The 15,477-nt window shown below is 39.0% G+C and carries 7 protein-coding genes; all 7 read left to right on the forward strand.

Features of this window, described 5'->3' with window-relative positions; all coding sequences use genetic code 11:
• The first annotated feature begins 442 nt into the window (after positions 1-442).
• A complete protein-coding gene (locus H4075_RS07305) occupies positions 443-2,719 on the forward strand; it encodes an FAD-dependent oxidoreductase (RefSeq protein WP_182805519.1) in 2,277 nt (758 codons plus the stop codon).
• 46 nt (positions 2,720-2,765) lie between these two features.
• Positions 2,766-4,805: a glycoside hydrolase family 2 protein gene (locus H4075_RS07310; protein WP_182805521.1), complete on the forward strand. Its 2,040-nt coding sequence runs from the start codon at positions 2,766-2,768 to the stop codon at positions 4,803-4,805.
• Between the two features lie 36 nt (positions 4,806-4,841).
• Positions 4,842-6,230 carry an MFS transporter gene (locus tag H4075_RS07315; protein ID WP_182805523.1) on the forward strand — a complete coding sequence of 463 codons (1,389 nt, stop codon included), beginning with the start codon at positions 4,842-4,844 and terminating at the stop codon, positions 6,228-6,230.
• Between the two features lie 42 nt (positions 6,231-6,272).
• Positions 6,273-7,673 (forward strand): sialate O-acetylesterase, encoded by a 1,401-nt coding sequence (locus H4075_RS07320; RefSeq protein ID WP_220494884.1) that lies wholly within the window; start codon positions 6,273-6,275, stop codon positions 7,671-7,673.
• A 177-nt stretch (positions 7,674-7,850) separates the two neighbouring features.
• Positions 7,851-9,491 (forward strand): right-handed parallel beta-helix repeat-containing protein, encoded by a 1,641-nt coding sequence (locus H4075_RS07325; RefSeq protein ID WP_182805525.1) that lies wholly within the window; start codon positions 7,851-7,853, stop codon positions 9,489-9,491.
• 16 nt (positions 9,492-9,507) lie between these two features.
• A complete protein-coding gene (locus H4075_RS07330; RefSeq protein ID WP_220494886.1) occupies positions 9,508-10,944 on the forward strand; it encodes a sulfatase-like hydrolase/transferase in 1,437 nt (478 codons plus the stop codon).
• Positions 10,945-11,309: 365 nt separating this feature from the next.
• Entirely contained in the window at positions 11,310-15,407 is a 4,098-nt protein-coding gene (locus H4075_RS07335) for a hybrid sensor histidine kinase/response regulator transcription factor (protein WP_182805527.1), read from the forward strand.
• Positions 15,408-15,477: the final 70 nt, after the last annotated feature.

Here is a 15,477-nt window from a genome sequence, read left to right on the forward strand (position 1 = left end):
ATTTAAACTACCGGAATATGAAATAAAAAATTGCCTTCTTTGTAAACAGACACTACTATTGTTAATTGATTGTTGAAGGCCCTGAGCTGTTATGTTTCATCTTATTGCATTAACTATTGCAGTTTACTCAACAGAATTTTATTGCCTTGACACATTACTACCCCTTTCTTGAGATTAGAGTTTCCGCAAGCCAATTGATATAGCTCTACATTTATCGATATCATAAGTTTTTCTGATGAAAATTATTCTCCTGCTGATTGCTCATTTGTTTTTGATTGCCAGTTACAAGTCAGGTTAATTAACTGAACAAACAATTTCCGTTCAATATAAGCTGGTTTGGTTTGATGGGCTTAATACTGATGGAGTGCAGGATTCAGTTAAGTGGAAATTTGATCAAGCGTTGTAAAAAATAATACCCAATCATCTTTCAAATAACTATAAAATGATAATAGAGCAACCTGCTTCAAAAAGAAAGCTTAAACTGGTTGAAATAAACGGTGATTTAATCATCATTGGTGGCGGACTTTCAGGCGCCTGTGCAGCTATAACAGCAGCCAGAGTTGGATTAAGTGTAGTGTTAGTGCAGGACAGACCTGTGTTAGGAGGTAATTCTTCCAGCGAAGTCAGGCTGTGGGTTTTGGGTGCAACATCACATATGGGTAACAATAACAGGTGGGCAAGAGAGGGTGGTCTGATTGACGAGATTTTGCTGGAGAATGCCTATCGAAATCCTGAAGGGAATTCGCTGATTTATGATACCATTCTGCTGGAGAAAGTAACGAATGAAAAAAATATTACACTTCTTTTAAATACCGCAGTTTATGATCTTGAAAAAAAAGAGGATGATACGATAAAATCTGTTCGAGCTTTCTGCAGCCAGAATTCAACTGAATATATTTTGTCTGCTCCATTATTTTGTGATGCATCAGGCGATGGAATTGTTGGGTTCTTAGCAGGTGCAGCATTCAGGATGGGTGCAGAATCGAAAGATGAATTTGGTGAAGGGTTTGCACCTCAAAAAGAATATGGAGAATTATTAGGTCATTCGCTTTACTTCTACAGTAAAGATACAGGTAAGCCTGTAAAATATATTCCGCCTGCTTTTGCATTAGATGATATCACAAAAATTCCCCGATACAAAAGTTTTAATTCCAGCAATTATGGATGTCGCTTGTGGTGGATTGAATATGGTGGAAGATTGGATACCATACATGACACAGAAACCATCAAATGGGAATTATGGAAAGTGGTGTATGCTGTATGGAATCATATAAAAAATTCGGGGCAATTTCCAGAAGCTGAAAATCTGACATTAGAGTGGGTTGGAACAATTCCGGGAAAAAGGGAAAGCCGCCGCTTTGAGGGTGATTATATGATAAAACAGCAGGATGTGATTGAACAAACATTTTTTCATGATGCTGTTGCATTTGGCGGGTGGAGTGTTGACCTGCATCCATCTGATGGCGTATTCAGTGAATTACCTGGTTGTAACCAGTGGCATTCCAAAGGAGTTTATGGAATTCCATATCGTTGTTATTACAGCAAAAATATTGCAAACCTGTTTTTTGCAGGTCGCATTATCAGTGCTACGCATGTGGCATTTGGTTCTACAAGAGTAATGGCTACCTGTGCACATGGCGGACAGGCGGTAGCTGTTGCAGCGTCGCTTTGTAAAAGATATAATCAATCACCCAGTGAAATCGGCAAACATCATATACAGGAACTACAGTTTGAATTATTGAAAACCGGTCATCATATACCTGGTTTGGCTTTAAAGGATTACATAGATCTGGTACAAAAAGCAGTGTCCATTAATGCATCATCTACTTTTCAGTTGAATGAAATTCCTGTATCAGATCACTGGCAAACGATTACTGATTCAGTGGCTCAAATGCTTCCCGTGGATCAGCAACAAATGCCTTCTATAACATTTTATGCAAGAACAAAGCAAGCAACTAACCTGAAAATTGAACTGCGAAAAACCAGCAAGTCATTTAATCACACGCCCGATGTAACGCTCGAAAAAATAGAAGTTGAAATTACTCCAGGGGTGGAAAATTATACGATCGCATTCAAATCTTTCATTAATGAAGCATGTTATGCATTTGTTTGTTTTATGAAAAATGAACAGGTGGAATTATGTTTCAGCGATAAACGAATCACCGGTTTGCTTTCTGTTTTCAATGCTATTAATCCTGCTGTCTCCAATTATGGGAAACAGGAACCGGCTGAAAATATTGGCGTGGATGCATTTGAGTTTTGGTGTCCTAAACGCAGACCTGCCGGAAAGAACATCGCTATGAAAATTGAGCCTGCATTAAAATCCTTCTCCCCGGAAAATTTACGTAATGGTTTACAAAGACCGGTAGCATCTACTAATGCATGGGTAGCGGCGGTTGACGATTTAAATCCAACCATAACCATCGAATGGAACGAAGCGGTTGCAATTAAAAAAGTCGAACTGTTTTTTGATACAGATTATGATCATCCGTTAGAATCTGTACTGTTGGCCAATCCCGAAACAACCATGGCTTTTTGTGTTGATCAGGTAAAGTTGTTGAATGATAAAGACGAAACAATTGCCAGCATTACAGGAAATTATTTAAGCCGCCGGATTATTGAATTTGCAGAAGCAGTTACAACCAGCCGATTGAATTTAGTATTGTCAAACAGCAATAAAGAAGCACTGGTTTCTCTATTTGAAATAAGGTGTTACTAAACCTCACATCTTTATAAATTATTTTAACGATTAAACTTGCCTTTTCATGAACCTGCTTTTAAAAACAATACCATTACTTTTTTTATTTCAATGCTTAATTCTATCCGGCTACAGCCAAACTATTTCTTTAAATGGCGACTGGACCTTTAGTATTGATCCAATGCAAAGAGGAGAAGCATCTCGTTGGCATGAACCTTGGAAAATTAAAGAAGGCGATACATCATTGTTGGTAGCAGGTTTCGACCAGGTGGCAGTTCCACATAACTGGAGTTTAGATCCACGCTATAATATTATTGGTAAAGCCTGGTACAGAAAAGCTTTTAAACTTTCTGCTCCCATAGCTGATAAAGAAGTAAGGTTGCATTTTGAAGCTGTATTTAATAAGGCAAGAATATTTATTAATGGATCATTGGCAGGTTACCACGAAGGCGGATACACGCCATTCACTATTACCATCACTAAATATGTCAAGCCTTCAGAAATAAATTTTATCAGTGTAGAAGTTGATAATAGCTGGGATGAATTTACAATTCCGGGCGCAAGAGTTTCTGATAATAGTAATGCACAGGTATTTCCCTGGTATGAGTTTGGAGGGATCACAAGGGATGTGAGTTTGTTAATCAGTAACAAGGTTTATGTCTCCAATCAGAAAATTGAATCCACGCCTGATTTAAATACCGGCAAAGCATCTGTAAAAATCTTCACCTGGGTGGAGAACAAATACAATGAAGACAAAACAGTAACCTTAAACTATGCAATTAAGAATAGAACTACGGGTAAAATTTTACCAAACAACAACCGACAGGAAGTTTTCATAAAGGCATATACCAGGCAATTGGTTGAAATGAATCTGTCGCTTAACAAAGAGGAAGTGTTACTGTGGGATTGTGATAATCCGAATCTGTATGATGTGCATACGTCTTTAGTACAAAGCGGAACAAACATCAATGACTATGAAACTTATTTTGGTATAAGAACATTTACCGTTAAAGGCACGCAGTTACTGTTAAACGGAAAGCCAATACGAATGGCTGGTGCAAACAGGCAATCAGATCATCCTGTGTATGGTTCAACTGAGCCTGATACCATTGCTCAACTGGATATGATGCTGATGCGAAAAGGCCAAATGATTTTTTCCAGATTAAGTCACACACCACTCAGCAGGCATTTTTATAAATGGGCTGATGAACATGGCTATTTGATTATTGCTGAAATTACGAACTGGCAATTGTCTCCTGTGCAAATGACCAGTCAGCGAATTAAAGATGCGTTTGAAGCACAAATGAAGGAAATGGTGGAAAATTTCTGGAACAGTCCTTCGATTGTGGCGTACAGCACCGGCAATGAATATGCAAGCTGGACAACCGAAGGAGATGAGTGGACAAGGTATCAAATGGAAAAGTTTCGGGAATTAGATACCACCAGATTAATGACATTTGTTGCAATCGGTACAGCAGCAAGTGTTACTAACTTAAACCTTGCACATAATTCTTTTCGCTACTGCGATTTTTTGAATTTTAATAATTACAGCAATGCAGATGGCTTAACAAAAAATCTTGAAAACATACATAATAGGTTTCCTGATAAACCCATCTTCATCAGTGAAACCGGTGTACGGTCTGACCAGGTGAAAAGTGAGGAAGAACGAATCAAACATTTGGAAGGGGTCATCAATGTGGTAAAGACACATCCTTATGCCGTGGGTTTTGCATACTGGACATTTAATGACTACTTAAGCAGATATACCAGCACCAATAAAAGTGGTTACAGACCATGGGGTATTGTAGATGAGAACAGAAAGCCCAAAGATTTATACAAAGCTTTCCAGTCAAAACTTTCCCCTGTTTTAGTGACTACTTCAAAAGATAACGTTTTGATAAAAGGAGTAAATGATTTTCCGTCTTATACATTGACCAATCATGTATTGAAAATAATGGTAGCGGATAAAGTTATTTCCACGCATGAACTACCTGTTATTGAGCCGGGAAATACCATCGAAATAAAAGTAAGTAAGCTGCAGGCAAAATCAAGAATGGTCATAGAAAATAAAGGAGGAATCGTTATTTATGATTCTTTGCTGCAGTAAATATTTTTTTACTATCACTACTAAATAAAAGAAGCCATGAAATTAAAAGGAATGCGTTGGTGGATTGTTGTACTGTTGTTTCTGGCGGCTGTTTTGAACTATATCGATCGACAAACTTTGTCAGCACTGGCACCAACCATACAGAAAGATCTCTTTATGGGTGACCAGCAATATGCGAATGTGATCAATATATTTTTGATAGCTTACACCATCGCTTATCTAATTTCAGGTCGTATTGCTGATAAAATTGGCACCCGTGCAAGCTTATTAATTTTTGTAGCCTGGTGGTCTTTAGCCAACATGCTTACAGCAGCGGCCAGAGGTGTAACATCATTGGCGGTTTACAGATTTGCATTAGGTTTAGGTGAAGCAGGTATTTGGCCGGCAGCTTCAAAGGCCGTGTCTGAATGGTTTCCCGCAAAAGAACGTGCTTTAGCAATTGGCATCTACACCATGGGCGCTACAATTGGTGCCACCATGGCTCCTTACATTGTAATTCCATTGGCTACTCATACGTATACCGAAACAATGCCGGCTGTTGCAAACTGGTTAGGCAATGGAACCGGTTGGAAACTGGCATTTATTTTAACAGGTTTAGCAGGGTTGGTATGGCTTGTTCCGTGGATGATGGTTTATCGTCGTCCTGAAAAAAGTAAACTTATCACTACTTCCGAATTACAAATGTTGCAGACATCTTCCTCAACAGAAGATGCATTCGAATCAGAAAAGAACAATGCCTGGTCGTGGAAACAAGTGCTGTTATTTCGTGGTACCTGGTTATTGTTAATTGGCAGATTAATTACAGATCCGGTTTGGTATTTCTATCAATTTTGGTTTCCGAAATATTTAAGTGCAGATAGAAATGTTACTCAGGAACAATTAAAAATTACCTGGATTATTTATGCTGCTGCCGGTGTAGGTAGTTTATTGGGAGGTGTGTTGTCCGGCAGAATAATAAAAAAAGGAGCAACACCTGTTGCCAGTCGCATGTGGGTGATGTTGGGTTGTGCATTGTTAATGCCTTTGTCACCATTCATTGCATCGGCAACGGGTTTAAATATTTCTTTGATGCTAACTGTTTGCACAGTACTGGCTTCATTGGCATGGTTGATTAATATCAGTTCACTGGTGGTTGATGTGGTACCTAAACATTCATTGGGTACAGTATTTAGCGTGGTGGCAGCAGGTAGTACTTTGGGTGGTATTATGATGAATATGATTGTCGCTTCCATGGTTACCGGGCCATCCACAAAAACTGCCGGTTTTCTGGATCGTGCATTTCATGCAATACTTGATCCTGTGTTGAACATGGTGCAGGGGAATGGGTTCGGTCAATGGTTTTTGATCATGGCTTTTCTGCATCCGATCGGATGGCTCGTTCTTAAGTTTGGAGGAATACATCGTCTTTCACCAGTTAAGAAATAATTGATTTTGGGCAATAACTAATAATTTATAAAACTGCGTAACATGTCAAAGTTGTTTTTTATTTCAGTGATGAGTAGTTTTCTTGCTATTCAATCATTTTCCCAAACCCGTTTGCCGGGCATGTTCAGTGATAACATGGTATTGCAGCAGCAGGAGTTGGCATCTGTTTGGGGAATTGACAAACCAGGTGCAAAAATTTCGGTACGTGGCAGTTGGGGCAACAATGCAACTGCAACAACCGATGCCAATGGTCATTGGAAATTAAAGTTACAAACGCCTGCAGCCGGTGGTCCATATACTTTGGTGATCAAAGGAAGTAAAGAAATTAGTTTAAAAAATGTATTGATCGGTGAAGTGTGGTTTTGCTCCGGGCAATCGAACATGGAGATGCCGGTAAAAGGTTACAACAACCAACCAGTGATTGGCAGCAATGAAACTATACTCAACTCTGCGAACGACAACATCCGTTTTCTGAATACGCCCCGTTCTTCAAGCATCACTCCTTTGTACGATGTGAAAGGGGAGTGGAAAGTTGCCGGTCCTGCTACAACTGGAAATTTTAGTGCAACGGCATATTATTTTGCAAAGAAAATTCAGTCAGTATTAGGAGTGCCAGTTGGCATTATTCAATCGGCATGGGGTGCTTCAACGATTGAAAGCTGGATGGATAAAGAAAGCTTATCAGCATTTAAAAATAAAATGATCCCTGCAACGCTTCCGGATTCTTTTCCTAACAGAACTCCGACAATTTTGTACAACAGCATGCTGCATCCATACGTTGGCTACACTTTAAAAGGTGTGTTGTGGTACCAGGGAGAAGCAAACCGTGAAAATGCAAATGAATATCATGCCTTGTTTACTTCCATGATCAACTCATGGCGAACGCAATGGCAGCAAGGAGATTTTCCATTTTACTTTGTACAGATCGCTCCATTTGAACCGGGAAAAATAAATGCAGCTTTTTTGCGTGAAGCACAACTGCAAACTATGTTATCAGTAAAAAATACGGCGATGGCAGTTACCATGGACATCGGTGAGCGAACAGTGATCCATCCTGCACAAAAAGAACAGGTGGGAAATCGTTTGGCCTATTGGGCACTGGCAAAAGATTACAATATAAAAGGCATTGCTTTCAGCGGCCCTGTCTATAAACAACTGGAGAAGACAACTAACGGCAGACTGATGCTTACGTTTGATTACTGCGAACAAGGGTTATCAAGTTTTGGTAAACCTCTTACCGATTTTGAGATAGCAGGTGAAGACAAAATATTTTATCCAGCGCAGGCAATGATACGTAATGACAAGAGCGGCGTTCTTGTTGTTTGGAACGATGCAGTTAAAAATCCTGTGAGTGTTCGATATGCATTTAAAAATTGGGCAGAAGGCAGTTTATTTAATACACAAGGTTTGCCTGCTTCTTCTTTCAGAACAGATAATTGGTGATGATTTTCCTCTTTCGAATATTTATTTGAATAGAATACCCCCTTTTTTTGGATGTAAGGTTTCGGCTTTTTTGAACTGTTACGTTTAGCTTTAGACAGTTAACAGGTGTGAGTTTGTAAGGATATTTCCTTCCATGTTCCTGCTGTATAATATGCGATTCGTTTAATCATCAGTTCAATGAAAATCAAAAAAATATTCCTCTTAATAGTTCTTGTTTGCTTAGGTTTTTCTTTAAAAGCAACAAATTATTATATCAACTCAGCAATTGGTAATGATGCAAATAAAGGCACCAGCTCAACGAATTCCTGGAAAACCGTATCGCCGGTAAAGTTGATTCAATTAACCCCCGGCGATTCTATTCTTTTTGCAACAGGGCAAAAATTCACAGGCATGTTGGTGCTTATCAATGTAAAAGGTAGTGCGCAACATTCTGTTGTAGTTAGCAGTTATCCGTTTAAAGGAAATAAAGCCAAACCTGTTTTAGATGCTGGTGAAGAATTAAATGCATTGCTGATTCAGAATTCTTCGTTCATACAGGTAAGCGGAATTGAATTCACGGGTATAATGTCGTATCAAAAAAATGCAACAGCCAACAAAACTGAAATGCGTTGCGGTATTCTTGTTGAAGTAACAAGAGATGAACTATTTGAAAACATAAAGTTGAATGATGTTGTTGTGCATGATGTATATTACAACCCCAAGGGCTTCATACGTTCAGCTGCTGAAATAAAAACGGCTAACGGTACTCAAAGTTATGGTTGGGGAATACGTGTCATCAATAATACAAAGGCAGGGCGATTAACGAATATGAAGGTTTTAAAGTCTGAAGTATTTAATGTGAGTCATACGGGCATAAAAGCTACCGGCAGCGTTAACAGCATTCAAAAATTGGAAATTGCTGATTGCAAGGTGCATCAAACAGGTGGGCCAGGTATGCAATTTTCAGGTGTAACAGATGGGCATATTCATCATAACAAGATTGATCATTCAGGTTCAACGGCTGATAGCAGAAACTGGGGCCGGGGCAGTGGTTTGTGGACATGGAGTTGCAGTAACATTGTGATTGAACACAATCGCTTTGAAAATGCAAATGGCCCCGGAGATTCTGCAGGTGTACATATTGATTACAATTGCAGTGATATAGTAATACAGTATAACGTAAGTGCAAATAATGCCGGTGGCTTTTGTGAAATACTGGGCAACAACTACAATTGTGCTTACCGCTACAACATCAGCATTAACGATGGTTTCAGAATAAAAGGAACGAATGGTGCTTTCCAGGAAGGAAAAATTTTCTGGCTAAGCGGTTACCAGGGAGATCAAAAGAAAAATGCAGGTCCGTACAACAGCTATTTCTACAACAACACGATTTATGTTGCTGCCAATATTACTCCGAAAGTAGCTGTGAGCAGCAGTGCTGATGGAGTGTTGATTGCTAATAACATTTTTTATTTTGAAACAGCCGCTCAAACTGTGGCTGGTGATCAGAAGAAAAAAGAAGTTGATGTTGATGGAGTGCCCAATGTTCTATTTGTGAGTAATCTTTTTCTCCGTGCAGATAACTGGCCAACTGACATTCCACTGCAGGATTCAATGCCAATCATTGGAGATCCTTTGTTTAAAAACAAAGGAGGAGTATCGATCAAAGATTATTTGCCCGCCAATAAAGATCTGATTGTGAACAAGGGTATAACTGTTCAACCAATTCCAAAAGATACTATTGGACTTCGCATTGGTTTAAACGTAACACACGACATATTGGGGAACAAGATCAAAGGAAAACCTGATATGGGTGCTATTGAATCAAGTGAACAATAAACTTAAATCAACAACAGTGAATAGTAAACGAATTCAAAAAACCGGGGCATGGACAGCTGGTCTGCTTCTTCTTGCAATTCCATTTGCATTTACAAAAAAGAAAGTTGAAAGAACCACTAAAGACGACCGACCTAATGTCATCATCATTCTTACTGATGACATGGGTTATGCTGATGTAGGTTTCAACGGTTGTAAAGATATTCCTACACCAAATATCGATCGTATAGCAAAAAACGGAGTTGTATTTACCAACGGTTATGTTAGTTATGCGGTTTGTGCGCCCAGTCGTGCAGGTCTGATCACCGGTCGCTACCAGGATCGTTTTGGTTACAGCCGTAATCCGTTGTATAAACCTTTTGATCCAACTGTTGGTCTTCCTCTTACTGAGCAAACATTGCCGGAGTTGTTGCAGCAAAACGGTTACAATACAATGGGCATTGGTAAATGGCATTTAGGTGTGCATGAAAAATTCCGTCCATGGAATCGAGGCTTCAATGAGTTTTTTGGTTTTCTTGGAGGCGGGCATCGTTATTTTCCTGAAGATTACACAATCGTAAACCAGGACAGTGCAAAAAACGAAGGAGAAAGTTATCGTACCAAACTCATCCGTAAACAAACAGTGGTAGAGGAAAAAGAATATTTAACCGATGCGCTATCAAGAGAAGCTGTTTCATTTATTGAACGAAACAAGCAGCAACCATTCTTTCTTTACCTCGCTTACAATGCACCACATGCACCGTTACAGGCAACTCCAAAATATTTGAGCCGCTTTGATCACATCAAAAATCCAAAGCGAAAAACCTATGCAGCAATGGTGAGTGCGGTTGACGATGGTGTGGGTACTGTGTTAGATAAACTGCAACAACTTCATCTTACAGAAAATACAATCGTTGTTTTTCTTTCAGATAATGGCGGGCCAGAGAGTGATAATGGCAGTGATAATGGCCCGTTGCGTGCCGGGAAGGGTTCGCTTTTTGAAGGTGGGATAAGAGTGCCCTTTGCGATACAATGGCCAAGCCAGATCAAAGCAAATACCAAATACGAGCAGCCGGTTATTTCGTTAGACATTTTTGCAACAATTGTCGCCAACATCGGAAAAATATCTACGCCAAAGAACGAGTTAGATGGTGCAAATCTGTTGCCGTATCTCAAGGGAACAAAACAAGGGTCACCACATGAATATTTATTTTGGCGACATTTTGATCAAAAGAATTATGCGGTACTTCATCAGTCTGGGTTTAAACAAGTGATCCTGAAAGATTCAAGTTTCAATCTGTATAATCTGAAAGCAGACATCGAAGAGAAAGTTACCATTGATGATAAAAAAATGATGAGCGTCTTTCAACAGCAACGAAAAAAATGGGAAGCCAACACTATCCCGCCAATTTTCTATGGGCTGAACCAGGAGGAGCTGTACGAACGTGAAAAGAAGCAGCATCAAAAAAAAGAGTAATATAAATGAACAAAGTTTGTAGTTTGGGATATAACTGCATCCATTATCCTTTATGAGTTAATGAACTATAGTTAAGTGCCAGCTTAAATCCGGCTTGCACGTAAAAATCTCGTTTAAGAAAACAGCCATTTGTAACCTGATAAATAGCACAATCGTATGATTACAAAACAAAAAAGTGAGAATATTGAAAAAAATAATCAGCGGATAAATATAAAACTTGCCGTAATTTATTTTCTGTTGGTGCTTCTGTTTATTTCGTTGCTGCTGTTTTTATAGTAGTTCTGTAGCAAGCTTTTAAAATACCTTCAACTAACGTGGAATTCATCTAAATTGTAAGTTCGTGTAACGATTAATTTAGAAACGCTTTGCCTTCGTCCATAAAAAAATATGCTTGCTTTCTTCTTTTCATTGCTGTAACATTTGCCGGTTACACGCAACAGGCCAGTTCCTTTGTGAGTATATCAGATGAATTGGTGAATAATGAAGTTACTTCCATCATCCAGGATAAAAATGGGTTCATCTGGCTTGGTACAAGAGGTGGATTGCAACGCTTTGATGGCTATGAAATGAAGTTGCTGAAGAATGACTTCGGAAAGGGCAATAATTTGCTTAGTCAGTCAATTGAAGTATTGCAGAGTGGCAAGCAGAATAATATCTGGATCGGCACAAAGTCAGGCGGACTGAGTGGATATGATCTAAAGACCGGCAAAATCTCCAACTATCCAAATAAAAACCCTAACAGCACAGGCTTTAATGCCGATTATATTCTTTCCATATTAGATACTGATAGCGAAAAATTATTGATCGGCACCTGGAAAGGTTTTCAATACCTCAATAAGAAAACAGGTGAATTTAAAATTCTCAATAGTTTTTGGAAGACATTCGATATACAACCGGATGGTAATGCAGGTTACTGGCTGGCTACAAACAGCGGATTGAAGCATATTAATCAGAATCTCGTCAATGACACTTCTTACAACTTCGGCATTAGCGGCATCAACATAACCTCCATTGTAAATGATAAAGCCAATAACTGCCTGTGGCTCGGCACATGGAACGAAGGCTTGCTGCAATTTAATCTCACAACAAAAGCGTTTAAGAATTACCGTCATCAAAAAAACGATGCCGCTTCTTTAAGTTCAAATAACACCTATCGTATTTTACTTGATTCAAAAGGTGCTTTATGGATTGGAACATGGGGCGGAGGATTAAATCGCTTCGACCGCAAAACAGAAACCTTTGAAAAAATACCTTTAAATATTCCGGGTATCTATACAAACGATAACCAGATCATCTTAACCATACAGGAAGATCCTTCGGGTTTGTTATGGATCGGAACTGACGGTACTGGTGTTTTTAAATTTGATCTGAAACAGAAAAAGTTTTCAAACATTGGTTACGAAAATAAAATGAGTTCGTTGTCAGGAAGTACACATGTACTTTCTGTTTATGTAGATCCTTTCAATAAACTCTGGCTTGGAACAAAAGGCGGCGGTATTCAGTACTCAACCAATTGGAAAGTATTCACTGAAATTAATCTTGATGATACCGAAATAAATAATCCAACGGGTTTACCCTATGAAAGCCGTTCATTCCTTCAGGAGGGCGATTATTTATGGGTGAGCACAAATAAAGGATTGATCCGAATTTTAAATACAGGTCAAAAGGCAGGAGCGTATGATGTTTTTGTACCCAAGCCGAAAGATCCAACTTCCATCAGCGGAAGAAAGACTACACAAATCGTAAAAGATTCTTCCGGCAGAATATGGATCGGCACACAGGAAAGCGGACTAAGCTATATTTCTGGATTTGATAAAAGCAAGAAACCGTTATTTAAAAATTACCTGCCTGCGTATGGCGTAAAAGGTGCATTACAAAACGAACGGGTAAGTTGCTTATTGGTTGATTCGAAAAAAAGGTTGTGGATAGGAACTTACAAAGGACTTCATCTCTATCAGCCATCCTCCGATAATTTCCGGGTATTTACTCAAACCGATGAAAACAAAAATTCCCTCAGTAACAATACCATTCTTTGTTTAGCCGAAGATAAGTTTGGCAACATCTGGGCAGGTACGCAATATGGCTTGAACAAAATTGCTGGTTTTGATGGCGGTACATTAAATGTAATAAGTTATACAACGAAAGAAGGTTTGCCAAGCGATTATATTCATGCAATTGTTCCTGATAAAAAAGGAAATATTTGGGCTAGTACGAACAAGGGCATTGTACGATTTAATCAATCAAGTAAATCCTTTGCCGTTTTTGATAAGCGTGATGGAGTGCAGTCAATTGTTTTTTCTGAAAACGCCTTCTGTAAAGATGCAAGTGGCCGTTTTTTCTTTGGCGGATTAGAAGGGCTGACTTATTTTTTCCCGGACAGTATCAAGATCAACGAGTTTTATCCGCCGATCTACTTTACCAATTTAACGGTGAATAATGTTCCTTATGAATTTGGTACAGGCAAAACAGACAGCTCTATTCTGAATAAGCCGTTTTACAAAACAGAAACGATAACGCTCAACCACAAGGAAAATATCTTCTCCATTGAATTTGCTGCGTTGGATTATCATGCACCTGATAAGAATGAATACATGTATAAGCTGGAAGGGTTTAATGAAGATTGGGTGTATGCAGGCAATAATCGGTTGGTTTCATTTACGAATCTGAAAGCGGGTACTTATCAATTAAAAGTAAAAGCAACAAACAGCGATAAAACATGGAACCCAACCCCACACGAATTAACCATAAAGATTTTGCCTCCACCATGGAGAACATGGTGGGCCTACAGCATCTATGTAGCTGTCTTTATTTTTCTTCTTTGGTTAACACGTTATCTCGGGTTGCGACAGGTTGCATTAAAGAATCAATTAACACTCAGCAAACTTGAAAGGCAGCAGGAAAATAAATTAGCTGATTTTAAAGAGCGCTTGTTTACAAATATTTCGCATGAGTTCCGCACACCACTAACGCTGATACTTGGACCATTGGATGATCTGCTGCAACGGAAAAAGTTTGAGACGCAAGTTGAGAAGAGTCTTCGACTTATTCAAAAACAATCGAAGCGGATGTTGCGCATGGTCAATCAATTGCTGGACTTTCAGAAAGCTGAAGCCGGCAGTTTGAAACTTTCATTGCAACCTGGGGAGATCGTTTCTTTTTGCAATGACATTTATATTCTTTTTAATGATGAAGCAAATAGAAGAAATATAGAGTATACTTTTCATTCACAGGAAAAATATCTTTCGTTTACGTTCGATCACAATAAACTGGAGATCATCGTTTTTAATATTTTGTCGAATGCATTTAAGTTTACACCTAATGGGGGACGCATCACTTTCAACGTAAAGAAAAATGCAGATCAGTCTTGTGAGATAAGTATCCGGGATACAGGACGTGGCATTCCTGCAAATGAAATTGACCGGATATTTGATCGCTTTTACAGAGGAAGGGCAGAAGATGCTACGACTATCTCCGGTACAGGAATCGGGCTTTCGTTTGTAAAAGAATTAACCGAACTGCATGGAGGAAAGATCGTTGCTGAAAGTGATGGCACACATGGCAGTTTGTTTACTGTAACTTTACCTCCGTCAAACGTTGCTGAATCTTTACTGAATATTCCTGCGGAGCCTTTGAATCATACCAGCCAAAACATTGATACAAATTTAAATTCAGTTATTATGCCTGAAGAAAATGATCAGATCAGTCAGGAACAGGATCTTCCGATTATATTGGTGGTGGAAGATGAATCTGATATGCTGCAGTACATCTACGAGATATTAGCTCCGTCGTTTAAAGTGGTTACAGCAACAAACGGCAGGGAGGGTATTGAAAAAGCATTTGAAACCATTCCCGATTTGATTGTAAGTGATGTAATGATGCCGGAAGTAGATGGTATTGAATTATGCAGGAAGTTGAAGTCTGATAAAGACACATCGCATATTCCGATAATTCTTCTCACCGCTTTATCGGATATGGCGCACCATGTGCAGGGAATTCGTGAAGGAGCCGATGTGTATTTACCTAAGCCATTTAACTCGCAACTCTTGCTGGTACATATTCATAACCTGATCAACTCAAGAAATACGTTGAAGGAGTTTTATGCCAAGCGGATCTTTCTTGGTACCGGCAATTTTGAAATAAAAACTTTTGAAGAAGAGTTTTTGGTAAGGCTGATGAAGCTGGTGGAAGACAATATTTCGAACAGTAATTTTAATAACGATGATCTTGCCGGCCTCATGTTTATGAGCAGATCAACTTTTTACCGGAAACTAAAAGCTGTAACAGGCATGTCGGGTAATGAATTCATCCGGACTGCCCGACTCAATTATGCAGCAAAGCTCTTGGAAAGTGGAAACTACTCCGTAACGGAAGCTGCTTATGAAGCAGGGTTCAACGATATCAAGTATTTCAGGAAACGTTTCCAGGAGCAATTTGCCGTGTCTCCATCAGAATACAAGAAATAGAATTTCAGTAATTAGCATCATTTTACGCAGTATGTAGTTTTATAAATGCTACATCAGCACCCCTTTTTTG

The sequence above is a fragment of the Lacibacter sediminis genome, from assembly GCF_014168535.1.
Classification (GTDB): domain Bacteria; phylum Bacteroidota; class Bacteroidia; order Chitinophagales; family Chitinophagaceae; genus Lacibacter; species Lacibacter sediminis.